The organism is Geodermatophilus sp. TF02-6, from assembly GCF_003319115.1.
Classification (GTDB): Bacteria; Actinomycetota; Actinomycetes; order Mycobacteriales; family Geodermatophilaceae; genus Geodermatophilus.
This window is the reverse complement of sequence record NZ_QOHF01000013.1, coordinates 47,237-72,126: the sequence shown is the minus strand read 5'-3', so window position 1 is coordinate 72,126 and position 24,890 is coordinate 47,237. Positions and strand designations below refer to the sequence as shown.

The window sequence follows — 24,890 nt, the reverse complement described above, 5'->3', positions numbered from 1 at the left end:
CGTTGCGGTGCCGGGCCGCCGTCCCCAGCACCCGGTCTGTCGGCGGCGCGCCGCCCGTAGGGGACGCGTGAGACCTCGGTGGCGGGCGGCCCGTCGGCGGTCAGGGGCAGCGGGATCTCGCCGGTGCGGGCGGCGCGGCGACGACCGACCTCACCGCCCTGGCGGGCGATCAGCTGCTCGACGGTGATCGGTTCCCGGGGTGGGGTCCGGCCGGCCGAGGGGGGTGCGGTCGGCCGTCGACGGCCGAGGAGACCCCCGGACGTGCGACCGTCCCCCGCGCCGTCCGGCGTCCGCTCATCCCCCACCCGTGTCGTCTTCCCATCGTCGTACCCGTGCCGCCACGTCCGTGTCCACATGGCGCGCGCTGTCGGCTCCGCACGGGCGCAGGCGGCAGGCCGGCGCACGGTGACGGCAGCTGTCCACGATACGGATGAGCAGCCCGACTCCCGGCCGACGCGCGGAGGTCAGCGGGCAGGACGCCGCTGCTGGTCGTAGCGTCCCCCCGGTGAGGCTGCCGTTCGTACCCGGACCGTCCGACGTGATCTCCGCGGTGGAGGGCGTCCGCGAGGGCATCACCGACGCGCTGGCCCTCCTGCCGCGGGTGGCCACCGTCCTCGGTCAGCTGGAGTTCCTGCTCGCCCGGGCCACCACCGCCGTGGATCGGATCGAGGGGGTCGTGGACCGGGCGGACGCCATGATCATCGCCGTGGACGCAACCCGCCACACGGCCGAGGTGGGCATCATCGCCGTGGAGGGAACCCGACAGCGAGCCCACGACGCCTTCACCGCCATCGACCTGACCCGGCACCGGGCCGACATCACGTTGGGTGCGGTGGACGCAACCCGTCAGCGAGCCGACCAGGCCATCGCCGCCGTGGACGGCACCCGGCACCGCGCCGATGACGCGGTCAGCGCCATCGACGGCTCTCGGCAGCGAGCCGACCAGGCCATCGCCGCTGTCGATCAGACTCGACACCGGGCCGACGACGCCATCAACGCCGTCGACGGCACCCGGCACCGTGCGGAGGACGCGGTCAGCGCCGTGGACGGCACCCGACAGCGCGTCGACGACGCGATCACCGCGGTGAACGGCACCCGGCACCGCGCCGACGACGCCATCAGCGAGGTGAACGGCACCCGGCAACGGGCCGACGATGCGATCGGCGCGGTGAACGGCACCCGGCAGCGAGCCGACGACGCCATCAGCGAGGTGAACGGCACCCGGCACCGCGCCGACGAGGCGGTCAGCGCCGTGGAGGGCACCCGGCAGCGGGCCGACGAGGCGGTCGGGGCCGTCGAGGGCACGATCTCCCGCGCGGACGGCGCGGTGACCCAGGCCGAGCGGCTGATCGGCCGGACCGAGCCGCTGGTCGGCGCCTTCGAGGAGCCGCTGCAGGCCCTGGGGCCGGCGGTGCGCCGCCTCGCGGAGAGCATCGAGCCGGACCAGGTGGAGGCGGTGGTCGCACTGATCGACCGGCTGCCGCAGCTCATGACCCGCCTGGACGAGGACGTCCTGCCGGTGGCGTCCTCGCTGGGCAGCGTGGGCACCGACGTGCACGAGCTGCTCGACAGCGTGCACGACCTGCGGCAGGTGGTGAAGGGCGTGCCCGGGTCACGGCTGCTGCGCCGGCGGGGTGCGGAGGAGGACGAGGAGCGCGAGACCGCGGAGGGCCGGTGAGGGTCGGGAGCCGGGGCGCCCGACTCCCGACGTCCTCCGCTCAGGTCTCGGTCGGGTAGCCCAGGGCGCGGACGACGTCCCCGATCCGCTCGAAGGTCTGCCCCTCCGGCAGTCGGCGCAGCTCGTCGACGACGGCGTCCGGTGCCCGGTGGTCCAGGGCGGCCTCGACCAGACCCGGGCCGTCGTTCGGGTAGTCGGCCCGGTCCAGCCAGCGGGCCAGCTCGGCGCGGCGCACCACCGCGTCGGCGTCCATGCCCACCGGTGTGCCGCCGACCAGCGTGCCGTCGGGGTCGGCGTCGATGTCGGGGTCGCCCTCGGCCTCCGGCTCGACCTGGCGCCACTCCTCGGCGCGGGTCGCGCGCTCGGCCTTGAACATCCCCTGGGTCTCGTGCTCGAGCTCGTCGTCGATCCGGGGACTGTGCTTGGTGTTGCGCGCCGACACCCCGGCGAACTGGTCTCCGGTCTCGCTCATGATCGCCCTCCTCGTACGTGGGTCACTTCTGGGGCAGGGCGCCGGGCTCGTGCACCGCCGTCTTGCCGGTCTCGTCGCTCTGCACCTCGTACTGCGGCTCGTCCTCGCTGGCCTCCACCTTCCGGCCGGACGCCTCGGTCTCCGAGGTGATCGTGCGCTTGACCGTCCCCTCGACCTGCTGCCCGTGGCTGTTCCAGGTGACGTGGTCACCCTTCTCGAACTCGTCCGACACGTGGACCTCCCGGAGTGCTCGGCGCCGTCCCCCGCCCCTGCCCGCCCAGCGCCCGGCACACACATCGCCGGTCCGGACCGAACGCCGCGCGGCCGGGCGCTGACGAACGCGCCTCCGTCACGTAGCGTCCCCTCCGACGGACGACGTTGCGCCATCGCCGCTGGTGAGGCGGTATGGAGTGACTACGTACGGTGACGTGGTCCGTCCGCGATCGCCGGCCTGGTCGACCTCATTCCCCCGGGGTCGGCCGGGTCGGCCCGCTAGGCTGTCTCCCGCCATGCCCCCCAGCGACGCAGCTCTCCCGGGTGCGGCGCCCGCCGGCCGCCCCGGCCTCCCGGCCCCTCCCGACGCCACCCGCCCGGTCGACGTCCTCACCGTGGTCTCGGGCGCCGACGCCACCCCGTCGGTGCGCCGGGTCCTGCTGGCGGGCACCCCGGCCGCGGCCGCGGCCGCCGGCCCGACGATCTCCCTGCTGGTGCCGCGTGTCGGCGACCCGGCGCCGCGCTGGCCGGCGGTGGCGCGGGACGGGCGGATCGTGTGGCCCGCCGGTGCGCACGGGGTGAGCCTGCGCAGCTACACCGCCCGCCGGCAGGACCCCGACCGCGGCGAGGTGGAGATCGACTTCGTGCTGCACGGCGACGGCCCGGCGGCTGCATGGGCCGCGGCCGCCGGGCCCGGGGCGACGGTGGCCGTGGCCGGCGGCGGGCCGCTGGGCGAGCGGCCCGCGGGATGGCTGCTGCTGGCCGGCGACGAGACCGCGCTGCCGGCGATCACCCGCATCCTGGCCGAGGCCGCGCCCGGCACCCGCGGGCTGGCCCTGGTCGAGGTCGCCGACGTCGCGGAGGAGCAGCCGCTGCCCGCCCCGGCCGGGGTGGGGGTCCGCTGGCTGCACCGCGACGGCACCCCGCCCGGGGAGGGCACGCTGCTGGCCGACGCCGTCGCCGCCCTCGACCGGCCCGCCGGCGAGGACGTCTTCGCCTGGGTGGCCGCCGAGTCGGCGGCCGTCCGCGCCGTCCGCGCCGACCTGCGCGGTCGGTGGGGGCTCGGCCGCGCCCAGCACCACGCGATCGGCTACTGGCGGCGCGGGCGCGCCATGGCGCCCGCCGGCTGAAGGAGGACCCCGCCCTCCCGCAGGCCCCCTGCAGGTGGAAGGACCCCGTCCTCCTCACCACTCGCAGGCTCGCGGTGAGCCTCTGGACGGGGCTGGGCGGGGGGCAGGGGGTCCCGGAGTCCTCGTCGTCCAGACTCCTCACAGGTTCCGTCCAGGGCCGCTCCAGCCGTCGGCCGCAGGCTCGGGGCATGACGACGGTGACGCGTTCGACGGGAGGTGCTGTGAACGGCACCGGCAGGAGCTCCGCACCGGAGGCGCGCCTGCTCGTGGTGGACGACGAGCCGAACATCCGCGAGCTGCTGTCGGCCAGCCTCCGCTACGCCGGCTTCGAGGTGGCCACCGCCGCCGACGGGCAGCAGGCGCTGGCGATGGCCGCGTCCTTCCGCCCCGACCTGCTCGTCCTCGACGTGATGATGCCGGGCCTGGACGGCTTCGGCGTCGTCCGCCGGCTGCGGGAGAGCGGCCGGTACACGCCGGTGCTCTTCCTCACCGCCCGCGACGCCGCGGAGGACAAGGTCTCCGGGCTGACCCTGGGCGGTGACGACTACGTCACCAAGCCGTTCAGCCTGGACGAGGTGCTGGCCCGCATCCGGGCGGTGCTGCGCCGCAGCCAGGGCCCGCAGCGCACCGCCGAGGCGCCGCGGCTGTCCTTCGCCGACATCGAGCTCGACGAGGAGTCGCACGAGGTGGTCAAGGCCGGCCAGGTGGTCAGCCTGTCGCCGACCGAGTTCAAGCTGCTGCGCTACCTCATGGCCAACGCGGGCCGGGTGCTGTCCAAGGCGCAGATCCTCGACCACGTGTGGAACTACGACTTCAACGGCGAGGCGAACGTGGTGGAGTCCTACATCTCCTACCTGCGGCGCAAGATCGACACGACCGAACCGCGGCTGCTGCACACCATCCGGGGGGTCGGCTACACGCTGCGGCTGCCGCGGGGGGTGTGAGAGCCCCCGCCGCACGGGGCACCCGGGAGGGCATGCCCCGCCTCCCGCTGCGGATCACCCTCGTCGCGCTGGTCGTGGGGCTGGTCGCCGTGGCCCTGGCCATCACCGGCTCCACCGCCAGCTCGCTGCTGCACGGCTACCTCCGCGGTCAGCAGGACCAGCAGCTCCGGGCGGCCGTCCAGGTGTACAACCGCCAGCCGTGGTTCCGCGCCGCCTGCACCCAGGGCGTGGACCGCGCTCTGCCCGGCAACTACTTCGTGGCCTGCCTGGCACCGGGCTCGGACGCCGTCACGGTGGTGTCCTCCCCGCCGCAGGTCGGCGGCCTGCCGGAGCTGTCCGCGGAGGAGACCGAGGAGCTCCCCGACGGCGACGCCCGGTCGACCGACCTCCGGTCCGCCGACGGCACGGAGTGGCGGGTGGTCAGCGAGGTCATCCCCGACGGCTACACCGTCGTCGTCGGCACCGACCTCGCGCGGGACGAACGGGTCATCGGCCGGCTGGTGGCCATCGAGCTCGTCGTCGGGCTGATCGTGCTGCTGCTGGTCGGCACCGCCGGGTACGTGCTGGTGCGCAACAGCCTGCGGCCGCTGACCGAGGTCGAGCGCACCGCCCGGGCGATCGCCGCCGGCGACCTGTCCCAGCGCGTGCCGGCGGGCGACGAGCGCACCGAGGTGGGCCGGCTGGCGACGGCGCTCAACGGGATGCTCGCCCGCATCGAGCAGGCCTTCCGCGCGCAGCAGGCCTCCGAGGGGCAGGCCCGCGCCTCGGAGGGCCGGATGCGCCGCTTCGTCGCCGACGCCAGCCACGAGCTGCGCACGCCGCTGACGTCGATCCGCGGGTTCGCCGAGCTCTACCGGCAGGGCGCCGTCACCAGCCCCGAGGAGACCGCCCGGCTCATGCAGCGCATCGAGTCCGAGGGGGCCCGCATGGGCCTGCTGGTCGAGGACCTGTTGCAGCTGGCCCGGCTGGACCAGCAGCGGCCGCTCACCATCACGCCGGTCGACCTCGCCGAGGTCGCGGGGGACGCCGTCCACGACGCCCGCGTGCTGCAGCCGGACCGGCCGATCGACCTGCACCTCGACGAGGGCCTGGCCGACCTGCCCGTGGTCCTCGGCGACGAGGCGCGGCTGCGCCAGGTGGTGGGCAACCTGGTCGCCAACGCCCTGGTGCACACCCCGCAGACCGCGCGGGTCACCGTGCGCCTGTCCGACGAGCCGGCGGCCGATCCGTCGGGCGAGGACGACAGCGCAGCCGAGGACGGCGGCGTGGTCGTCCTGCGGGTGGCCGACGAGGGGCCGGGCATGGTCCCCGAGGACGCCGAGCGGGTCTTCGAGCGCTTCTACCGCGCCGACCCGTCGCGGGCCCGCGCCGCCGGCGGCAGCGGGCTGGGGCTGGCCATCGTCTCCGCGCTGGTCGCCGCCCACGGGGGCACCGTCCACCTGGACACCGCGCCCGGCCGCGGGACGACGTTCACGGTGCGGCTGCCCCGCTCGGGACCGGGTGGGGTCGCCGCCGACGGGCCGGGGGGCTAGCGGACGGCGCGCTCGTTACCGTCCGCTCGTGGACTCCGACGCGGGCGGACAGCCCGACGACGCCGACCTGATGGCCGCGGTGACCGAGCTCGGTGCGGCCCTGCGGGAGCTGGTGGACGCCTCGGTGCGCACCGCCGTCCCGGCCGACGAGCTGCGGACGGCGGCCGCCGAGGCCCGGGCGGTGACCGCGCGGCTGGCCGCGGCGCGGCGTCCGGTGGACCAGCTGCCCGCCCTGGACGACCCGGCGGTCCTGCGCCGGGTGTTCAACCCGGTGGACGGCGCGGGCAGCGCCCTGGCGCCGCCGCTGGCCGTCCGGTGGACCGGGGACGGCGTCGCCGCCGAGGCCGCGCTCGGCCCGGCGTACGAGGGGCCGCCCGGGTACGTGCACGGCGGCGTGAGCAGCCTGCTGATGGACCAGCTGCTCGGCACGGCCGTGCTGGCCGCCGGGCTGTGGGGCATGACCGCCCGGCTGGAGCTGGCCTACCACCGACCGGTCCCGCTGGAGACGCCGCTGGTGCTGCGGGCCCGGGTCGTCGGGAGCAGGGGGCGGCGGACCACCGCCACCGGCAGCATCGCGCTGGCCGACGACCCCGACCGCCCGCTGGTCGAGGCCCACGGCCTGTGGGTCACGCCCCGCGAGGACCTCGTGGCCGACTACTTCGGGGCCATCACCAACGCCTCGGGCCAGTACGCGCCGCCCGGGCGGCCGGCCGACGCGGCCGCGCCGGCCGACCAGCCGTGACCGACGTCGAGGTCGCCGCCGCGGCGGCGCGCGCGGCGGCGACCGCCCTGGTGCGGCTGCGCGAGGAGGGCCGGCTGTCCGGCCGCGCGCTCGGCGACGCCGGGGACGCCGCCGCGCAGGCCGCCATCTCCGGGGTGCTCGCCGCCTCCCGACCCCGGGACGTCGTGTTCAGCGAGGAGGCGGCCGACGACCGGCGCCGGTTGGACGCCGACCGCGTGTGGATCGTCGACCCCCTCGACGGCACCCGGGAGTACGGGGAGGCCCCGCGGCCGGACTGGGCGGTGCACGTGGCGCTCTGGGCGGGCGGGGAGCTGGTGTCCGCCGCGGTGGCGCTGCCGGCGCTGGGCGAGGTCCTCCTCACCGACCCGGCCCCGGCGGTGCCCGTGCCGGGGGGCGGCCGGCCGCGGATCGCGGTGAGCCGCACCCGACCGCCGGCGGTCGCCGCGACCGCCGCGGCCGCGCTCGACGCGGCGGTGGTGCCGATGGGCTCGGCCGGCTACAAGGTCACCGCGGTGCTGCGGGGCGAGGTCGACGCCTACGTGCACGCCGGCGGCATGTACCAGTGGGACTCCGCCGCGCCGGTCGCCGTCGCCCGCGCCGCGGGGCTGACCGCCGTCCGGCTCGACGGCTCGCCGCTGGCGTACAACGGACCCGACCCGGAGCTGCCGGACCTGCTGGTCTGCCGGCCGGAGCTGACCGACCGGCTCCTGGCCGCGGTGCGGGAGGGGTCACCGCCGGGCCCGTGAGGCCATGGCGGACACTGGGAGGGGGAATCCTCCCCGGACCGGTGCGGTTGGTGCTGGTTCGAGCACTGTCCCCGATGTCCCGGAGTCCCGCGCGTGACGACCCCTGACTACCGGCTCTCCCAGCTGGAGACGCTGGAGGCCGAGTCCATCCACGTGATCCGCGAGGTCGCCGCCGAGCTCGAGCGGCCGGTGCTGCTCTTCTCCGGCGGCAAGGACTCCATCGTCATGCTGGAGCTGGCCAGGAAGGCCTTTTCCCCCGCCCGCATCCCGTTCCCGGTCATGCACGTCGACACCGGGCTGAACTTCCCCGACGTGCTGGAGTTCCGCGACAAGCGGGTCGCCGAGCTCGGCGTCGCGCTGGTCGTCGCCTCGGTGCCCGACGCGATCGCCCAGGGCCTGGTCCGGGAGGAGCCCAACGGCTCCCGCAACCGCATCCAGACGCCGGTGCTGCTCGACGCCGTCGAGGAGCACGGCTTCACCGCGCTGTTCGGCGGCGCCCGCCGCGACGAGGACAAGGCCCGGGCCAAGGAGCGGGTGTTCTCCTTCCGCGACGAGTTCGGCCAGTGGGACCCGAAGAACCAGCGCCCCGAGCTGTGGGACCTCTACAACGGCCGGATCCACCTCGGTGAGTCGATCCGGGTGTTCCCGCTGTCGAACTGGACCGAGCTCGACGTCTGGCAGTACATCGCCCGCGAGCAGATCGCCATCCCGCCGCTGTACCTCGCGCAGGAGCGGGAGGTCGTCGAGCGGCAGGGCATGCTCTACGCGGTCAACGAGTTCATCCGCCCCAAGGACGGCGAGCAGCCGTTCCGCGCGACGGTCCGCTACCGCACGGTGGGCGACGCCAACCTGACCGCCGCCGTCCGGTCGGAGGCGACCACGGTCGAGGAGGTCATCGCCGAGATCGCGGTGACCCGGATGACCGAGCGGGGCGCCACCCGCGGCGACGACAAGGTCAGCGACGCCGCCATGGAGGACCGGAAGAAGGAGGGCTACTTCTGATGGCTCCCGTGCCCGCGCACCCCACGACACCCAACCCGGCCCTCCCCACGGCCTCCGACACCGACACCACCTACCCCACCGTCGCCGACGCGGACGACCAGCCCGTCGACGTGCACTCCGCCGTCGCGGAGCACGCCGCGGAGCTGGCGACCGCGCGCAAGGACATCCTGCGCATCGCCACCGCCGGCTCGGTCGACGACGGCAAGAGCACGCTGATCGGCCGGCTGCTCTTCGACAGCAAGGCGATCTTCGAGGACCAGTACGAGGCGGTCGCCCGCGCCAGCAAGGGCGACCACGTCGACCTGGCGCTGCTCACCGACGGCCTGCGCGCCGAGCGGGAGCAGGGCATCACCATCGACGTCGCCTACCGCTACTTCGCCACCCCGCGGCGGACGTTCATCCTGGCCGACACCCCCGGGCACGTGCAGTACACGCGCAACATGGTCACCGGCGCCTCGACCGCCGACCTGGCGATCGTGCTGGTCGACGCCCGCAAGGGCATGGTGGAGCAGAGCCGCCGGCACGCCTTCCTCGCCTCGCTGCTGCGGGTGCCGCACCTGGTGGTCTGCGTCAACAAGATGGACCTGGTCGGTTGGTCGGAGCAGACCTTCGACGCCATCGCCGACGAGTTCAGCGCCTTCGCCGCCAAGCTGTCCGTGCCCGACCTGACCGTCGTCCCGATCTCCGCCCTGCACGGGGACAACGTGGTGACGCACTCCCTCAACACCCCGTGGTACGAGGGCCCCACGCTGATCCACCACCTCGAGCACGTGCACGTGGCCAGCGACCGCAACCTCACCGACGCCCGGTTCGCGGTGCAGTACGTGATCCGGCCGCAGTCCGACGCCCACCACGACTACCGCGGCTACGCGGGCACCGTGGCCAGCGGCGTGTTCCGCCCCGGCGACGAGGTGCAGGTGCTGCCCAGCGGCCTGACGACGACGATCGCCGGCATCGACGGCCCGCGCGGACCGGTGGAGGAGGCGTTCCCGCCCATGTCGGTGACGCTGCGGCTCGCCGACGACCTCGACGTCTCCCGCGGCGACCTGGTCTGCCGGCCGGAGAACGCGCCGAGCACCACCCAGGACCTCGACGCGCTGGTCTGCTGGATGGCCGAGGAGCCGCTGCGCCCGCGCCAGCGCATCGCGGTCAAGCACACCACCCGCACGGTGCGTGCCAAGGTCGTGGAGCTGGCCTACCGGCTCGACGTCAACACGCTGCACCGCGACCGCGAGGCGACCGAGCTGGGCCTCAACGACATCGGCCGGGTGCGGCTGCGCGCGACCCAGCCGCTGTTCGTCGACGAGTACCTGCGCAACCGGGTGACCGGCCGGTTCATCCTGGTCGACGAGGCCACGAACGCCACCGTCGGCGCGGGGATGCTCACCCCCGCCGGCTGAGGGAGGACCCCTGCCCCCGTGCAGGGTCCCGCCGCGGCCCCGGGAAGGACCCCGCCCCGAGCCTGCGAGGGGTGGGGAGGACGGCGGCCCCGTCCCGGGTCCCGCCCCGAGCCTGCGAGGGGTGGGGAGGACGGGGTCCTTCTGTGGTGAGGTGACCGGCATGCAGACACGGGGGACGACGCGCTCCCGCGGGACGGCGCTGCTGTTCGTGGTCGCCGTCGTGGGAGTGGCGCTCAACCAGCGCCCCGCGGTCATCGCCGTGGCGCCGGTGCTCCGGGAGCTGCGCGCCGAGACCGGGCTGTCCTCCGCCCTGGCCGGCCTGCTGACCACCCTGCCGGTGCTGTGCTTCGGGGCCTTCGCGCCGCTCGCCCCGGGGTTGGCCCGGCGGGTGGGCCTGGAGCTGGCGGTCGCGGCGTCCCTGCTGCTGCTCGCCACCGGCATCGCCCTGCGGCTGCTGCCCCCGGTGGCCCTGCTCTACGCGGGCAGCCTGCTGGCGGGGGCGGCGATCGCCGTGGCGAACGTGCTGATGCCGGCCTACGTCAAGCGCGAGGCCACCCGCCCGGGCGTGGTGATGGGCCTGTACTCCGCCTCGCTGAACCTCGGGGCCGGCATCGGAGCGGCGGTGACCGTCCCGCTGGCCGTCGCGTTCGGGTGGGGGTGGCGCGCCGCGCTCGCCTCGTGGCTGGTGCTGGCGCTGGCGGCGCTGGCCCTGTGGCTGGCGGTGGCCGGTACCGGCCGGAGGCAGCGCGCCGCACGCAGCCCGGTGCCCGGCGGCAGCTCCTGGGGGCTGCTGCGCCAGCCCCTGGCCCGCCGGGTGACCGCGTACATCGGCCTGCAGAGCGTGCAGTTCTACTCGTTGTCCGCGTGGCTGCCGACGCTGCTGGCCGACGCCGGCGTACCGGTGTCCGAGGGCGGGTTGCTGCTGGGGTTGAGCAACATCGTGGGGGCCGCCGGTGCGCTGCTGGCGCCCGCGCAGGCCGGCCGGATGCGCTCTCAGCGGCCGCTGGTCCTCGCCGTCCTGGGCGCCTACCTGGTCGGGCTGGCCGGGCTGCTGCTCTCCCCCGGCGACGGCACCCTGGCGTGGGTGGCCGCCTTCGGCCTGGCCCAGGGCAGCGGTTTCGCCCTCGCGCTGACCCTCATCGTGCTGCGCAGCCCCACTCCGTCGGTCGCCGCGCGGATGGGCGGCGTGGCCCAGTGCCTGGGCTACCTGCTCGCCGCCGTCGGCCCGCTCGTGCTCGGCTGGCTGCACGACCGCACCGGCGCCTGGGGGTGGCCGGTGGGTCTGCTGCTGGGCGTGCTGGTGCCGATGACGTGGGCCGGCTGGGGTGCCGCGCGTCCCGCCGTCCTGACGGCGGAGGAGCGGCCGACGACGACGGCGCAGGTCTGAAAGAGGACCCCCTCCCCACCCACCGCTCGCATGCTCGCGGCGGGCCCCTGGGAGGGGGCCACCGTCCCCCCCCCACCCCTCGCAGGCTCGCGGGGCCCTGGACGGGGCCGCCCTTCAGCGCAGCGTGACCGGCAGGTGCTCGAAGCCGCGCAGCGTCTGCAGGTCCCGGCGCACCGGCCGACCGGAGACGCGCAGGTCGGGGAAGCGCTCGGTGAGCGCCTGCAGCGCCACACGGGCCTCGAGCCGGGCCAGGCCGGCGCCCAGGCAGTAGTGGATCCCGGCGGAGAAGGCCAGGTGGTCGCGGGCGCCCGCCCGAGTGACGTCGAAGCGAGCGGGGTCGGGAAAGACGTCCGGGTCCCGGTTGGCGGCGCCCAGCAGCAGCGTCACGCGCGAACCCGAGGGCAGCCGGACGCCGGCCAGCGTGGTCGCGGTGCGGACCGTGCGACCGGTGATCTGCACCGGGCTGTCGAACCGGAGCACCTCCTCGACCGCGTCCGGCCAGCCCGACGGGTCGGCGAGCAGCGCGTCCCGCTGGCCGCGGTGGGCGTCCAGCAGGACGACGGCGTTGCCGAGCAGGTTGACCGTCGTCTCGAAGCCGGCGCCGAGCAGCAGCATCACGGTCGCGTGCAGCTCCCGGTCGGTGAGCGCCTCCTCCCCCGACGCCGTGACCAGCCGGCTGACCAGGTCGTTCCCCGGGTCGCGGCGCAGCCGGACGAAGTGCTCGCGCAGGAAGTCGTGCAGCGCCCGCAGCGCGCGGTCGGCGGCGGCGAAGCGGCGCAGCGGCAGCCCGACGTCCAGGGTCGCCGCCGCGCCGGCGCCCCAGCGGAGGAAGTCGTCGCGGCGCTCGGTCGGCACGCCGAGCAGGTCGGCGATGACCAGCACGGGCAGCGGGGCGGCGTACTCGGCGACCAGGTCCACGGGGTTCCCGCGCCCGGCCGCGCGCTCCAGTCCGTCGAGGAGGGTGTCGGCGGTCCGCTGCACCATCGGCTCCGCGGCCGCCGTCGACCGCGGGGTGAAGGCCCGGCTCACCAGCCGGCGGTAGCGGGTGTGGTCGGGCGGGTCGACCACGAGCATCGACGGGGGTTCGGCGACGCCGGTGACGGCCGGGTCGTCACCGAAGGACAGCGCCCACCGCGCCGCCCGGGGCGCGGCCGACCAGTCGAACCCGACGCCGAAGCGGTCGGAGCGCAGCACCTCTGAGGCCACCGCGTGCGACGTGGTGACCGGGCCGAGGGCAGTGGGCACCAGCGGACCGCGGGCGCGCAGCGCCTCGTACACCGCGTACGGCTCGTCGCGCAGGGCCGGGTCGCGCAGCAGGCGCGCGACCAGGTCGCCGCGGCGCGCGGCGCGCGAGAGGTAGGCGGCCGGCATCCCGTGGCGCACCGCCCACCGGGCGAGCGTGCGGGCCGGCCGCAGGGGGTGGGCCGGGCCCGGCCGCGACCCGGTCGGGTGGCTCCCGGTCGAGGGTGCTACCGGTGCCGTCGCGTCCACGCCGCTCCCTCCGCCGCTGCCCTGGCCGGATTCTGGCAGGGCGGCGCCGGCCGCGCCCGGCGCCGCCCCGGGGGATCAGCTGTTGGGGTCGGGCGCCGCGCCCGGATCGCCGTCCCAGTCCTTGCCCGCCACGTCGGCGTGCTCGGAGGCGCTGTCGGTCTGCTCGGCGACGACGCGGATCATCTCCTCGTCGGAGAGCCCCTCGCCCGCGCTCTCGGTGTGGCCGGTCGGCTCGCTCATGTCATCTCCTCCTCGGTCCATCGGTGCCCCCGCCCCCTCCCCGGGAGCCGCCAGCCGCAAACCCCGGGCAGCGGCCTCGGGGGTCACCCGCAGCCGGCCTCCTTGCGTGCCACCGCCCTTGCACGGTCGACCGGTCGCACGGATAGTGGGCGACCAGATCGCACACTCCCGATCCACCGGTGCACCCATCCGAACGACGCAGGAGGTGCCGTGGCGACCGACCTCGGCGAGCGCGAGCCGGCTGTCCCGTGCGACCCGGCCGTCCGGGCTCTGGGCGAGCTGCTGACCGTCCTCGACACGTGCATCAGCGAACTGGGCAGCGCCCGCGAGCGGGCCGGGAAGCTGCTCGCCGAGCGCCACACCGGGCGGGCGTGGCTGGACATCGTGACCGCGGAGTCCCGTCCCCTGGTGGTCGAGCAGATCAGCTCGGTGATGGCGGCCCTGGCCACCGCGGGGGGCGCCTGGCGGCGGGAGCAGGCGTATGCACTGGCCTCCGAGCAGGTGAGCATCAACCGGATCGCCGCGATGTTCGGGGTGACCCGGCAGCGCATCTCGGCGCTGCTGCGCGACCGCGCCCGCGACCGGGGCTGAAGAAGGACCCCTCCCCACCCTCGTAGAAGGACCCCGGCCCCCTCGCAGGTAGAAGGACCCCGTCCTCCTCCCCCCTCGCTCCGCTCGGGGTGAGCCTCGGGACGGGGCCGTGGGGGGCGAGGGGGTCCTTGTTCCACCCTTCGCGAGCTCGGGGCGGTGTCCTGGAGGAGGCCGACTCCAGGAGGGGGCCACGGGAGGGGGCCGGCGGGGCCCCAGAGGGGGCCTCGCTCGGGGACGCCGGGGAGGAGCCTCCTCAGGCCGCGAGCAGCGCGTCGATCGCCTTGTACACCCGCTGCTCCGAGATCGGCCGCGGCGTGCCCAGGCTCTGCGCGAACAGGCCGACCCGCAGCTCCTCGACCATCCAGCGGACCCGGGCCACCGGGTCGTCCGGCGTCCCGGTCGACGGCACCTGCCGGCGCAGCTGCTCGTACTCGGCGGTGACCGCGGCCACCTGCGCCGTCCACAGCTCGTCGCGGACGGCGTTGGCCGGCAGCTTCTCCAGCCGGTGCGCCATCGCCCTGAGGTAGCGCACCAGGTCGGGCAGCCGGCGCCGCCCGGCCGCGGCGACGAACCCGCGGTGCAGCAACCCGCCCATCTGCCGGCGCAGGTCGGCGATCGCCGCTTCGGGCACCCGCCGCCCGGGTGCCGCACCGATCGCGACGGCGACCTCGCGGGCCTGGGTGAGCACCGCCTCGACCTTCCCCACCGTGTCCCGTGTCAGCGGCAGCAGCTGGGCGCGGGCGGTCTGCACGAGTGCGGCGAACGCGGCCTCGTCCCGCGGCGGCCCGCCCGCGGCGGCCACGAGGTCGTCGGCGGCGGCGTCGACGCAGTCGTCGACCAGCGCGGGGATGTCGCCGTCCGGGTTGAACTGCAGCGCCAGCCGGGTGCGCGGCGACAGGCCCTTGACCACCTGCCGGGTCGGCGAGCCGGCGACCAGGACCAGCAGCCGGCGTGCACCGCGCCAGGTCAGCCGGGTGGCCTCGACCTCGGTGGCCAGCACCCGGATCCCGACCGTCGTCCCCTCGTCGACCAGCGCCGGGTACGCCGTGACCACGTGCCCGCCGCGGCGCACCTCGACGGTGCGCGGCAGGGTGCCGAACGACCACGACGTCAGTCCGGTGCGCTCGACGTCGGACGCCGCCGCGGCCAGGCTCGCCCGGGCCTGCGGCGCGACCTGTGCCCTGAGCCGGGCGAGGTCCTTGCCGGTCGCCAGCGCCCGCTGCCGGTCGTCGACGACCCGGAAGGTCGCGCGCAGGTGGTCGGGCACCTGCTCCGGCGCCCAGGCGTCGGGCGGGACGACGACGCCCGCCGCCCGCCGCAGCTCGCGCGCCAGCGCCGGCAGCAGCGGCTCGGCCGGGTCGATGTGCGGCAGCACCTCGCGCACCCGGTCGGGGATCGGCACCAGCGTGCGGCGCAGCTGCTTGGGCAGGGTGCGCAGCAGCGCCGTCACCAGCTCCTCCCGCAGCCCGGGGACGGTGAACGCCAGCGACTCCCCCGACGTCCGCTCCGCGACGGTGTCGAGCACGGCGAGCGGGACGTCGACGGTCACGCCGTCCTGCGGGGCGCCCGGCGCGAACGCGTAGGACAGCGGCAGGGTGAGGCCACCGCCCGACCCGCCACCCAGCGGCACCTCGTCCGGGAAGTCCGCGGGGTCCACCTGCCCGGCGGCCGCGGCGTTGGTGAGCACCTCGGGCGGAAAGGTGAGCAGGTCCGGGGTCTCCCGCCGCGCCTGCTTCCACCACCGGTCGAAGTGCCGGGTGGAGACGACGTCGGCGGGGATGCGGGCGTCGTAGAGCTCGAACAGCGTCTCGTCGTCCACCCGGATGTCGCGGCGGCGGGCCCGCTCCTCGAGCTCGGCGACCCGCTCCATGGCCCGCTGGTTGTCGTGCCAGAACCGGTGGTGCGTCTCCCACTCGCCCTGCACCAGGGCGTGCTGGATGAACAGCTCCCGGGAGACGACCGGGTCGATCGAGCCGTACTGCACCCGCCGGCCGACGACCAGCGGGATGCCGTAGAGGGTGACCCGCTCGGTGGCGACGACGGAGCCGCGCTTGACGTCCCAGCGCGGCTCGGAGTACTGCCGCTCGACCAGGTGGTCGGCCAGCCGCTCGACGACCTCGGGGTCGACGCGGGCAACGGTGCGGGCGAACAGCCGGCTGGTCTCCACCAGCTCGGCGGCGACGACCCAGCGCGGTGGCTTCCTCGCCAGCGGGGTGCCGGGCGCGATGACGAAGCGGGCGCCCCGGGCGCCGAGGTACTCCCGGCCGACGCGCCGCCGGTCCGCAGAACGGCCATTGTGGCCACTTTGGCCGCTCTCGAGCTGGAGGCCGACGTGGGAGAGCAGCCCGGCCAGCAGGGCGGCGGAGATGCCGCGCTCGTCGGGCTCGGCGGCGAGCGAGCCCGTGGCCATGCCCAGCCGTCGGGCGGTGCTGCGCAGCTGGCCGTGGAGGTCCTGCCACTCGCGGATGCGCAGGTAGTGCAGGAACTCGCGCTTCAGGGTGCGGCGGAACTGGCTGCCGGAGAGGGCCTCCTGCTGCTCGCCGAGGTAGCGCCACAGGTTGAGCAGCGCGAGGAAGTCGGAGTTCTCGTCGGCGAAGCGGGCGTGCGCCTGGTCGGCGGCCTGCTGGTGCTCGATGGGCCGCTCGCGGGGATCCTGGATGGTCAGCCCGGCGGCGATGACCAGGACCTCCTCCAGCACGCCGCGCCGGTCGGCCTCGACCACCATCCGCGCCATGCGGGGATCCAGCGGTAGCGCGGCCAGCGCCCGGCCGATGGGGGTCAGCCGCTGGTCGTCGTCCAGCGCGCCGAGCTCCTCGAGCAGCGCCACGCCGTCGGCGACCGCGCGGCGGTCCGGCGGGTCGATGAACGGGAAGTCGGCGACGTCGCCGAGCTCCAGCGCGGACATCTGCAGCAGCACCGAGGCGAGGTTGGTGCGCAGGATCTCCGGGTCGGTGTACTCCGGCCGGCCGGCGAAGTCCTCCTCCGTGTAGAGGCGGACCGCGATGCCCTCGGAGGTGCGCCCGCAGCGGCCCGAGCGCTGCCGCGCCGAGGCCTGGCTGATCGGCTCGATCGGCAGCCGCTGCACCTTGAGCCGGGTGCTGTACCGGGAGATGCGCGCGGTGCCCGGGTCGACGACGTAGCGGATGCCGGGCACGGTCAGCGAGGTCTCGGCGACGTTGGTGGCCAGCACGATCCGCCGCCCCGAGTGCGGGGCGAAGACCCGGTGCTGCTCGGCGGCCGACAGCCGGGAGTAGAGCGGCAGCACCTCGGCGGCGGGGAAGCGCTCGGTGAGGACGTCGGCGGTGTCGCGGATCTCCCGCTCGCCGGCGAGGAAGACCAGCACGTCGCCCGGCCCCTCGGCGACCAGCTCGTCGACGGCGTCGGCGATCGCGCTGACCTGGTCGCGGTCGGGGTCGGCTGCCGGATCCCCCGCCCGGCCGTCGGGGTCCACGACCGGGCGGTAGCGGATCTCGACCGGGTAGGTGCGGCCGCTCACCTCGACGACCGGGGCGCCCCCGAAGTGCTTGGCGATCCGGTCGACGTCGATGGTCGCCGAGGTGATGACCAGCTTGAGGTCGGGCCGCCTCGGCAGCAGCTGGGCCAGGTAGCCGAGCAGGAAGTCGATGTTGAGGCTGCGCTCGTGCGCCTCGTCGATGATCAGGGTGTCGTACTGGCGCAACAGCCGGTCGCGGCCGATCTCGGCGAGCAGCACGCCGTCGGTCATGACCTTGACCAGCGTCGAGTCGCTCACCTGGTCGGTGAAACGCACCTTCCAGCCCACGACCTCCCCCAGCGGGGTGTCCAGCTCCTCGGCGATCCGCTCGGCGACGGTGCGCGCGGCGATCCGCCGCGGCTGGGTGTGGCCGATCCGGCCGCGCACGCCGCGGCCCAGCTCGAGGGCGATCTTGGGCAGCTGGGTGGTCTTGCCCGACCCGGTCTCCCCGGCGACGACGACCACCTGGTGCTCGCGCAGCGCGGCGGCGATGTCGTCGCGCCGCGCGCTGACCGGCAGCTCGGCGGGGTAGCGCACCGCGGGGACGGCGCCCCGCCGGCGGGCGATGCGCTCCTCGGCGGCCGCGACGTCGGCGGCGATGCGCTCTCGCTGGTGGGCCCGCGCGGCGGCGTCCCTCGTGCGCCGCGTGCCGTCGAGCCGGCGGCGCAGTCGGTGCTCGTCCTCGACGGTGAGCCCGGCCAGGCGCGTGCGCAGGTCGTCGGGCGGGGTGCTCACGCAGGTTCTCCTCATCGTCGGCAGGGTCGGCATCGTCGGCAGGGTCGGACCCGGGCGTCCAGAGAGGGGCGACGGCAGGGGTGGGCCGCCCGCCAACGGGTACCCCGTCCAGGATTCCACCGCGTCCGCCGCCCGGCCGGAACCCGGGCCACTTGCATGGTCCGTGCAAGTGTTTGCTTGATCAGTACAACCGGTTGTACTGTGCACGTGTTCCACTCCGACGTCCTCCGGAGCGCCCCGTGTCCCCACCCTCAACCGTGGTCGACCCGACCACCCGCACCGACGACCGGGCCGCCGCACTGCGCACGCTCGGTGAGCAGCTGCCCCGCTTCCTGCGGCTGGTCCACGCGCTCAAGTCGCAGGCCGCCGAGGGGCGTGACCGCGCGGCCGTGGTCCTGCTGTTCCCGCTCGTCCGCCTGGGTCCGCTGCGTCAGGGAGCGCTCGCCGAACTCGTGCACGCCGACCCCTCCACCGTCAGCCGGCACGTCGCGGCGCTGATCGACCAGGGCCTGGTGCGCCGGGTCGCCGACGAGACCGACGGCCGAGCCAGCCGCCTGGTCGTGACCGACGCCGGCCGGACGGCCGTGGAACAGGTCCGCGCCGAGCGCGAGGCCCACCTGGCCCGGGTGACCGCGGACTGGTCGCCGACCGACCTGGCCACCTTCACCCGCCTGTTCGGCCGACTCCTCGACGACCTCGCCGGGTCCCTGCCGGCAGACCCTGTCGCCCCTTCTCCCAGAGAGACCTCATGAGCCACACCACCCACACCGCCGTGACCGAGCGGAGGGGCGCCCACGCGGCGACTCCCGCGCCCGGTTCGGACGGCGTCTTCACCCACCGCCAGATCATGACGATCCTGGTCGGGCTGATGGTGGCGATGTTCCTCGCCGCCCTGGACCAGACGGTGGTCTCCACCGCCATCCGCACCATCGCCGACGACCTGAACGGCTACGACCTGCAGGCCTGGGCCACCACGGCGTTCCTGATCACCTCGACGATCTCCACCCCGCTGTACGGCAAGCTCTCCGACATCTACGGGCGGCGGCCGTTCTACCTGTTCGCCATCGCGATCTTCGTCGCCGGCTCGATCCTGTGCGGCCTGGCCAGCTCGATGTACGAGCTGGCCGCGTTCCGCGCGGTCCAGGGCATCGGCGCCGGCGGGCTGATGTCGCTGGCCCTGGCGATCATCGGCGACGTGGTGCCGCCGCTGCAGCGCTCGCGGTACCAGGGCTACTTCATGGCCGTCTGGGGCACCTCCAGCGTGCTCGGCCCGGTCATCGGCGGGTTCTTCGCCGGCCAGTCCTCCCTGCTGGGCCTGGACGGCTGGCGCTGGATCTTCTACCTCAACGTCCCGCTCGGGGCCATTGCGTTCGCCACCGTGTTCCGGGTGCTGCACCTGCCGCACGAGCGGCGGGAGCACCGCATCGACTGGCCCGGCGCGCTGGCGCTGATCACCTGCCTGGTACCGCTGCTGATCGTCGCCGAGCAGGGCCGCATCTGGGGCTGGACGTCGACGCGGGCGCTGGTCTGCTACGCGATCGGTGCGGTCGGGTTCGTCCTGTTCGTGCTGGCCGAGCGGGCCTACGGGGAGGACGCGCTGCTGCCGCTGCGGCTGTTCCGCAACCGCAGCTTCACCATCGCCGGCATCGGCAGCATCATCATCGGCGCGGGCATGTTCGGCGGCCTGCTGCTGCTGCCGCAGTACCTGCAGATCGTGCGTGGAGCGAGCGCCACGGTCTCCGGGCTGGAGATGTTCCCGCTGGTCGCCGGGATCATGGTCGGGGCGATGAGCTCCGGCATCGCGATCTCCAAGACCGGCAAGTACAAGGTCTTCCCGCTGGTCGGCTCGGTGCTCATGGCCGTCGCCCTGGTGAGCCTGTCGCTGGTCGTGGGGGCCGACACCTCGTTCTGGGCGCTGGCCCCGTTGATGGTGCTGCTGGGCATGGGGCTGGGCTTCAACTTCCAGCCGATGGTCCTCGCCGTGCAGAACGCCGTCCCGGCGGACCAGATGGGTGTGGCCACCTCCTCGGTGACCTTCTTCCGGCAGATGGGCGGCACGCTCGGCACCGCGGCCTTCCTGTCGCTGCTGTTCACCCGGCTGCCCACCGACATCGAGCAGGCGGTCGGGGACGCCGTGCGCGCCGACCCGGCGCTGGCGCCGCAGTTCCAGCAGCTCGGCGTCGGTGGCGGCGACCTGTCGGACACCTCGTTCATCCAGCGGCTGCCCGACGCGCTGGCGCTGCCGTTCAAGATCGGCTTCTCGAACTCGATCGACCTGGTGTTCCTCATCGCCGCCTGCGTGGTGGCGCTCGGGTTCTTCGTCGTCCTCTTCCTGCCGCAGCTGGCGCTGAGGAACGTCTCGGGCATCCAGGCCCGGCAGGCCGCGGCCGCGCAGACCGCGGGCGGGACGGCGGAGGACGGCGACGCCGCCGCCCAGGCCACCCAGGCGGTGGGCGCCGCGGCCCCGACGTCCACCGCTCCCCCGCAGGGCCGCCCCGGCGACACGTCCACCGAGGACGGATGGCGGGGCGACGAGGCGGCGTCCACCGCGGACGGCGACGGTCGAGCTCCCGCCGCCGACGAGGACGGCCGGGCCCCTTCCGCCGACGGGAACGGCCAGACCGGACGCCGGCACGCGGGCCGGCACGAGGCGACCGGCCACGTCCCGACCGGGCTGGCCTCCATCCCCGCCGACCACCTGCGGGACGCGGTCGTCCGACAGCACGACTGACCCCGTCCGCATCGAGGCCCCTTCCCGCAAGCTGCGGGAGGGGGCCTCCGCGTGTGGGGGGCGGTCAGGAGACAGCGGTCTCGGTATCCGAGTCCTGGCTGGCTGTCCCGGCCTCCAGCGCGGCGGCCACTGCCTCGAACTCGGCCAGGGCGGCGGTGAGGTCCTCGACGATCTCGCGGGCGATGACCTCCGGAGCCGGCAGGTTGTCGAGGTCCTCGAGGGAGGCGTCGCGCAACCACGTGATGTCGAGGTTGGCCTTGTCCCTGGCGATGAGTTCTTCGTAGCCGAAGGAACGAAAGCGTTCGCCTTCCTCGCGTTCGACGCGCGGCCGACCCGGCTTGTACGAGTCCACGAAGCCGTCGAGGTGCGACCGCCTGAGCGGGTTCTGCTTCAGTGTGAAGTGCGAGTTGGTGCGCAGGTCGTAGACCCACAACCGTTCGGTCCACGGACGCTCGCCGGCCGGCTTCTTGTCGAAGAAGAGCACGTTGGCCTTGACGCCCTGGGCGTAGAAGATGCCGGTCGGCAGGCGGAGCATCGTGTGCAGGTCGAAGTCGGTGAGCAGCCGACGGCGCAGCTTCTCCCCCGCCCCGCCCTCGAACAGCACGTTGTCGGGCAGGACGACGGCCGCACGCCCGTTGATGTCGAGGATCGAGGCGATGTGCTGCAGGAAGTTCAGCTGCTTGTTCGACGTCGTGACGACGAAGTCCTGACGTTCGATCTCCCGGTCCTCGCGGGCCTCCCGTCCATCAGCCCCGACCATCGTCAACGAGGACTTCCGCCCGAAGGGCGGGTTGGAGAGCACGACCGACCACTTCCGGGCCGGCAGCGAGGTCAGCGCGTCCCTGACCTCGATCGGGCTCTCGCCTGTGGGGCGACCCATCCCGTGCAAGATCAGGTTCATCGCGGCCAGCCGGGCGGTGCCGTCGTGGATCTCGACGCCGTGCGCGAACCGGTCGCGCAGGTGCTCGCGCTGGGTCGGCGTGAGCTGCTCGGCATGCCGCGCGGCGTGCTCGTGGGCGGCGAGCAGGAAGCCGCCAGTACCGGCGGCCGGATCGGTGACCGTGTCGTCGACACTGGGCAGCAGGCAGTCGACCATCGCCTGGATCAGTGCTCGTGGCGTGAAGTACTGCCCGGCGCCGGACTTGATGTCCTCAGCACCCTTGGACAGCAGCTCCTCGTAGGCGTCGCCCTTGAGGTCGGTGCCCATGGCCGACCAGTTCTCCCGGTCGATCAGGTCGACGACCAGCCGCTTGAGCTTCGCCGGGTCCTGGATGCGGTTCTGCGCCTTGCGGAAGATCGTCCCGAGGACGCCGGGCCGCCGGCCGAGCTCCTCGAGGATGTGCCGGTACGTCGTCTCCAGGTCGTCGCCATCGGCGTCGAGGAGCCGCTGCCACGACAGGTGGGCAGGCACGATGCCCCGCTCCGGGTTGAGGGGTCGCGTCTCCCGCTCGTGCGCCATCTTGAGGAAGAGCAGGTAGGTCAGCTGCTCGGTGTACTCGATGGTGCCGACGCCGTCGTCGCGGAGCACGTTGCAGTACGACCACAGCTTGTCGACCAGCCGCCGGGTGTCGCTCACGCCTGCACGGTAGGTCCTGTAGCGGGCGGCACCGTGAGCAACGCCGACCGGGACCCGTGTGGGGTTGTGACGCGCGACGACCCTCACCAGGTGAATGCTGTCACGCTGGCGCGAGCCAGCAGGTGTCCCCCGGAGACCAGCAGGTGTCCCCCGGAGAAGCGATTAGGGTCTATGGGTGAGCGCGGCTGCCCTGGTCCTGCCGGAGTTCGCGCTCATCGTCCTCGGCGTCGTGCTGCGCCGGTGGGCCTGGCGGTCGTCGGATTTCTGGACCCAGCTCGAGCGCCTCGTGTACTACGTGCTCTTCCCGGTGCTGCTGTTCCGCACCACGCTCGCCGCCGACCTCGGCGCGTCGGGGGCCGGAGGCGTGCTGGCCGCCGCCGTGGGCGGCACGCTCGCCGGTGCGCTGCTCGCCGCGGTGGTGCGCTGGCTACCCGGCGCGGACGGCCCCACCGCGGCGTCCGGCTGGCAGACCGCTTTCCGGTTCAACTCGTTCCTGGCGCTGGCCCTGGTCGACGGGCAGGGCACCGCAGCGGTGGCGCTCATGGGCGTGCTGCTCGGCATCAACGTGCCGCTGGTCAACGTCCTCGCGGTCACCGCGCTCGCCCGATCCACGACGGAGAGGGCGGGACGACGGGGCGCCGGTGTGCTGCGCGCCGTCGCCGGCAACCCCCTCATCCTGTCCACGGCCGCCGGCCTGCTCGGCAACGTGGCCGGGCTGACCCTGCCGACGCCGGTCGACTCGGCGCTGGCCCGGCTCGGCGGGGCCGCCGTCCCGCTGGGCCTGCTGGCGGTCGGGGCGGCCCTGCGGCCGGGTGGGGTGGCGCGGGGTCGCCGGCTCATGGCCGCCCATCTCGGGCTGGTCAAGCTGGTCGCCGTCCCGGCCGTGGCGCTCGGCCTCGGGCTGCTGCTGGGCGTGGCGGGGGAACAGCGTGCCGTCCTGCTCGCCTTCGCCGCCGTGCCGCCGGCGACGACGTCATACGTGCTGACGGCGGGGATGGGCGGCGACGGGCCGTTCGTCGCGGCCCAGACGTCGCTCACCACGGCCGCCGCACTGCTCACCCTTCCGCTCTGGCTGAGCGTCGCCGAATCCGGCGGCTGAACCAGGGCGCCGAGCTCGTCCGCGCCACCGACGAGCTCGTACGCCGCTAGTGCCCGATCCGGTTGCGCTTCGACGCACCGAGCACCGCGGTCGGGACGAAGAAGGTCAGTCCCACGACGGCCAGCCAGAACAGCCCCTCGAGGATCGCGCCGATCACGGCCACGACCAGCACACGACCAGGAGGAGGCGACCGGCGCAGCATGCCACCGACCTACGTGCGTCGGTGATCTCGTCGAGCCGGTGCAGCATCAGCTCGGCCAGACGCGGCGCCGGCAGAGGACTCACGTCGGCAGGTCGGGATGAACCAGCCGGAGCGGAAAGTTGGCGGCCACTTTGCCGAAGTCGGACAGGTTGTTGGTCGCTAGCGGCAGCGCCGGGTCGGCTGACAACGCGGAGGCGGCGATCCACAGATCGTTGGCCCCGCCCTTCTGTAGATGCCCTCGGTACTTGACGTGGAGCGGAGCCCACATCTCGGTCACGGCGAAGGCGAAGGGCAGCGTGACGAAGTGTCGCCGGATCTCGTCGGCCCATGCGGCGGCCCTCTTGGCCTGCCATCCCTTGAGGACCGGCACTGCCAACAGCTCGCCGACGTTGACGAACGACAGGACCAGCAGGTGCCCTCGGAGAAGAGGTCTCCACGGGAGCGCCTGCTCGTCGTTGCGCATCACCCACGTCGCGACGTCGGTGTCGACCAGGATGGGTCCGTCGGGGACATCCTCCGGCCTCATCCGTCGAGTTGTGCCAGCGCGTCGGCGACGTCGTCCCATTCCTCGTCGCTGAGGTGCACCATCGGACCGTCCAGGGCAGCCGGACTCACCCCCTGGGCTGCTGCAAGGTCCTGAGTCGACACGGGCGTCCAGAATGCCTCCGCGTCGAACGGGAGTGGCACGGGCGGGCTCACTCCGCGCAGACGAACCCGCTTGGCCGTCGCGGTCGCCGGGTCGTACGTCACCTCCCCTTCGAACTGCGCCTGTCCGCGCAAGGCCTCGTGGACGTCGTCCGCCAGCTCCGGCGGAAAGCTGACGATCACCGCTTCATTCGAGGCGGTCCGAAGACGGGCGGTATGCCTGTCGAAATCGGCTTCACGGAGCGATCCGACGAGGACGTCGGCCTGCTGCACCAGCGGGTTGTCGGCCAGCTCCCGGAAGCGAAGGCGTGCGGCGGAGTCCAGCCGCAGGGATCGGTCGATACGAGAGCTCTGAAGGAGGAGGTCGTCATACCTCTCGCCGATGCCCAGAGCGTCCCCCAGGTCGGCAAGGGCTCGGGCGATGCCGACGTCAACTTGGTCGGGTGGCTGGTCACCCGCGCCGACGAGCCGGTCAAAAGCCGCACCTGCGAGATCATCGAGATCAAGGTCAAACACGCCTTCTTCGTCTGGCGCGAGGACGGGAAGCGCCAGAACGGCCACGATGCTGCCGGGCTCGACATCTCGGAAGACGAGTCGAGAAGCGGCTTCTACCGAGGCGCGGTGACGCCCCGTCGCTGCTCGACGGCGGCGACCCAGGGCGGCGTACGCGGCTGCTGCTATAGCAGTCTCGAGCCCCTGGATGAGGCGCGCCACGTCACGAGCCTGGATCCGCCCGAGCTGGGCCTCCCCACCCTCGAGCGTCGCCCGCAGCTCTTCCCCGGCCATGCGTGTGACTGTTGCACATGGCTGTGACAGGTGAGCACTGGTTGCACGGTCGAGC

22 protein-coding genes are annotated in these 24,890 nt (G+C 74.3%); 13 read left to right on the top strand and 9 right to left on the bottom strand.

Annotation, left to right across the window (positions count from 1 at the left end; all coding sequences use genetic code 11):
- Nucleotides 1-505 precede the first annotated feature (505 nt).
- Nucleotides 506-1,678 (top strand): hypothetical protein, encoded by a 1,173-nt coding sequence (locus DQ238_RS13295; protein WP_233495938.1) that lies wholly within the window; start codon nt 506-508, stop codon nt 1,676-1,678.
- Between the two features lie 40 nt (nt 1,679-1,718).
- Here the strand turns inward: DQ238_RS13295 and DQ238_RS13290 are convergent, their stop codons facing one another.
- Nucleotides 1,719-2,150 carry a DUF2795 domain-containing protein gene (locus tag DQ238_RS13290; protein ID WP_113781746.1) on the bottom strand — a complete coding sequence of 144 codons (432 nt, stop codon included), beginning with the start codon at nt 2,148-2,150 and terminating at the stop codon, nt 1,719-1,721.
- Nucleotides 2,151-2,172: 22 nt separating this feature from the next.
- A complete protein-coding gene (locus DQ238_RS13285) occupies nt 2,173-2,382 on the bottom strand; it encodes a DUF2945 domain-containing protein (protein ID WP_113781745.1) in 210 nt (69 codons plus the stop codon).
- 277 nt (nt 2,383-2,659) lie between these two features.
- Here DQ238_RS13285 and DQ238_RS13280 point away from each other — a divergent pair, with 277 nt between their 5' ends.
- The 8 genes from DQ238_RS13280 (at nt 2,660) to DQ238_RS13245 (ending at nt 11,246) form a co-directional block, all read left to right on the top strand.
- Nucleotides 2,660-3,493 (top strand): siderophore-interacting protein, encoded by an 834-nt coding sequence (locus tag DQ238_RS13280; protein ID WP_113781744.1) that lies wholly within the window; start codon nt 2,660-2,662, stop codon nt 3,491-3,493.
- A 188-nt stretch (nt 3,494-3,681) separates the two neighbouring features.
- Nucleotides 3,682-4,437, top strand: a complete 756-nt coding sequence (locus tag DQ238_RS13275) for a response regulator transcription factor (protein WP_113781743.1) — start codon at nt 3,682-3,684, stop codon at nt 4,435-4,437.
- A gap of 32 nt (nt 4,438-4,469) precedes the next feature.
- Nucleotides 4,470-5,969 carry a cell wall metabolism sensor histidine kinase WalK gene (locus tag DQ238_RS13270; RefSeq protein WP_113781742.1) on the top strand — a complete coding sequence of 500 codons (1,500 nt, stop codon included), beginning with the start codon at nt 4,470-4,472 and terminating at the stop codon, nt 5,967-5,969.
- Nucleotides 5,970-5,997: 28 nt separating this feature from the next.
- Complete coding sequence (locus tag DQ238_RS13265) at nt 5,998-6,711, top strand: PaaI family thioesterase (protein WP_113781741.1); 714 nt, start codon at nt 5,998-6,000, stop codon at nt 6,709-6,711.
- Nucleotides 6,708-7,457: an inositol monophosphatase family protein gene (locus DQ238_RS13260; protein WP_113781740.1), complete on the top strand. Its 750-nt coding sequence runs from the start codon at nt 6,708-6,710 to the stop codon at nt 7,455-7,457. The genes DQ238_RS13265 and DQ238_RS13260 overlap by 4 nt, the downstream gene beginning before the upstream one ends.
- Nucleotides 7,458-7,550: 93 nt before the next feature.
- Nucleotides 7,551-8,459 (top strand): sulfate adenylyltransferase subunit CysD, encoded by a 909-nt coding sequence (gene cysD, locus DQ238_RS13255; RefSeq protein ID WP_113781739.1) that lies wholly within the window; start codon nt 7,551-7,553, stop codon nt 8,457-8,459.
- Between the two features lie 110 nt (nt 8,460-8,569).
- On the top strand, nt 8,570-9,859 hold the full coding sequence (locus tag DQ238_RS13250; protein ID WP_113781810.1) for a sulfate adenylyltransferase subunit 1: 1,290 nt from the start codon (nt 8,570-8,572) through the stop codon (nt 9,857-9,859).
- 160 nt (nt 9,860-10,019) lie between these two features.
- Complete coding sequence (locus tag DQ238_RS13245; RefSeq protein WP_147263071.1) at nt 10,020-11,246, top strand: MFS transporter; 1,227 nt, start codon at nt 10,020-10,022, stop codon at nt 11,244-11,246.
- A 114-nt stretch (nt 11,247-11,360) separates the two neighbouring features.
- Here DQ238_RS13245 and DQ238_RS13240 read toward each other — a convergent pair whose 3' ends face one another.
- Both DQ238_RS13240 and DQ238_RS23295 read right to left on the bottom strand, forming a co-directional pair.
- A complete protein-coding gene (locus tag DQ238_RS13240) occupies nt 11,361-12,737 on the bottom strand; it encodes a cytochrome P450 (protein ID WP_233495935.1) in 1,377 nt (458 codons plus the stop codon).
- Nucleotides 12,738-12,812: 75 nt separating this feature from the next.
- Nucleotides 12,813-12,977 (bottom strand): hypothetical protein, encoded by a 165-nt coding sequence (locus DQ238_RS23295; RefSeq protein ID WP_199506334.1) that lies wholly within the window; start codon nt 12,975-12,977, stop codon nt 12,813-12,815.
- A 210-nt stretch (nt 12,978-13,187) separates the two neighbouring features.
- Between DQ238_RS23295 and DQ238_RS13235 the strand changes: the two genes are divergently transcribed.
- Nucleotides 13,188-13,568: a hypothetical protein gene (locus tag DQ238_RS13235; RefSeq protein ID WP_113781737.1), complete on the top strand. Its 381-nt coding sequence runs from the start codon at nt 13,188-13,190 to the stop codon at nt 13,566-13,568.
- 253 nt (nt 13,569-13,821) lie between these two features.
- On the opposite strand, the gene hrpA is transcribed toward DQ238_RS13235, so the two are convergent.
- The gene (gene hrpA, locus DQ238_RS13230; RefSeq protein ID WP_113781736.1) at nt 13,822-17,796 is read right to left on the bottom strand and encodes an ATP-dependent RNA helicase HrpA; all 3,975 of its coding nucleotides are present in this window, start codon (nt 17,794-17,796) and stop codon (nt 13,822-13,824) included.
- Nucleotides 17,797-18,035: 239 nt separating this feature from the next.
- On the opposite strand from hrpA, the gene DQ238_RS13225 reads away from it, so the two are divergent.
- Nucleotides 18,036-18,548, top strand: coding sequence for a MarR family winged helix-turn-helix transcriptional regulator (locus DQ238_RS13225; protein ID WP_233495934.1), 513 nt, complete (start codon nt 18,036-18,038; stop codon nt 18,546-18,548).
- Complete coding sequence (locus tag DQ238_RS13220; RefSeq protein ID WP_113781734.1) at nt 18,545-20,527, top strand: MDR family MFS transporter; 1,983 nt, start codon at nt 18,545-18,547, stop codon at nt 20,525-20,527. The genes DQ238_RS13225 and DQ238_RS13220 overlap by 4 nt, the downstream gene beginning before the upstream one ends.
- 64 nt (nt 20,528-20,591) lie before the next feature.
- Here the strand turns inward: DQ238_RS13220 and DQ238_RS13215 are convergent, their stop codons facing one another.
- Nucleotides 20,592-22,103 (bottom strand): class I SAM-dependent DNA methyltransferase, encoded by a 1,512-nt coding sequence (locus DQ238_RS13215; RefSeq protein ID WP_113781733.1) that lies wholly within the window; start codon nt 22,101-22,103, stop codon nt 20,592-20,594.
- A 175-nt stretch (nt 22,104-22,278) separates the two neighbouring features.
- Here DQ238_RS13215 and DQ238_RS13210 point away from each other — a divergent pair, with 175 nt between their 5' ends.
- Nucleotides 22,279-23,202, top strand: coding sequence for an AEC family transporter (locus DQ238_RS13210; protein ID WP_113781732.1), 924 nt, complete (start codon nt 22,279-22,281; stop codon nt 23,200-23,202).
- Nucleotides 23,203-23,248: 46 nt separating this feature from the next.
- Here DQ238_RS13210 and DQ238_RS24115 read toward each other — a convergent pair whose 3' ends face one another.
- The 3 genes from DQ238_RS24115 to DQ238_RS22565 form a co-directional block, all read right to left on the bottom strand.
- On the bottom strand, nt 23,249-23,374 hold the full coding sequence (locus DQ238_RS24115) for a hypothetical protein (RefSeq protein ID WP_255418052.1): 126 nt from the start codon (nt 23,372-23,374) through the stop codon (nt 23,249-23,251).
- Between the two features lie 109 nt (nt 23,375-23,483).
- On the bottom strand, nt 23,484-23,930 hold the full coding sequence (locus tag DQ238_RS13205) for a PIN domain-containing protein (RefSeq protein ID WP_158550781.1): 447 nt from the start codon (nt 23,928-23,930) through the stop codon (nt 23,484-23,486).
- On the bottom strand, nt 23,927-24,835 hold the full coding sequence (locus DQ238_RS22565; protein WP_147263070.1) for a hypothetical protein: 909 nt from the start codon (nt 24,833-24,835) through the stop codon (nt 23,927-23,929). Before DQ238_RS22565 ends, DQ238_RS13205 begins: the two co-directional genes overlap by 4 nt.
- Nucleotides 24,836-24,890: the final 55 nt, after the last annotated feature.

Bases quoted from the DNA above. Each gene is read 5' to 3' on its own strand.
- DQ238_RS13220 (WP_113781734.1), top strand. From the start codon at position 18,545: ATGAGCCACACCACCCACACCGCCGTGACCGAGCGGAGGGGCGCCCAC.
- DQ238_RS13245 (WP_147263071.1), top strand. From the start codon at position 10,020: ATGCAGACACGGGGGACGACGCGCTCCCGCGGGACGGCGCTGCTGTTC.
- DQ238_RS22565 (WP_147263070.1), bottom strand. From the start codon at position 24,835: ATGGCCGGGGAAGAGCTGCGGGCGACGCTCGAGGGTGGGGAGGCCCAG.
- DQ238_RS13290 (WP_113781746.1), bottom strand. From the start codon at position 2,150: ATGAGCGAGACCGGAGACCAGTTCGCCGGGGTGTCGGCGCGCAACACC.
- DQ238_RS13280 (WP_113781744.1), top strand. From the start codon at position 2,660: ATGCCCCCCAGCGACGCAGCTCTCCCGGGTGCGGCGCCCGCCGGCCGC.
- DQ238_RS13205 (WP_158550781.1), bottom strand. From the start codon at position 23,930: ATGAGGCCGGAGGATGTCCCCGACGGACCCATCCTGGTCGACACCGAC.
- DQ238_RS13270 (WP_113781742.1), top strand. From the start codon at position 4,470: ATGCCCCGCCTCCCGCTGCGGATCACCCTCGTCGCGCTGGTCGTGGGG.
- DQ238_RS13275 (WP_113781743.1), top strand. From the start codon at position 3,682: ATGACGACGGTGACGCGTTCGACGGGAGGTGCTGTGAACGGCACCGGC.
- DQ238_RS23295 (WP_199506334.1), bottom strand. From the start codon at position 12,977: ATGAGCGAGCCGACCGGCCACACCGAGAGCGCGGGCGAGGGGCTCTCC.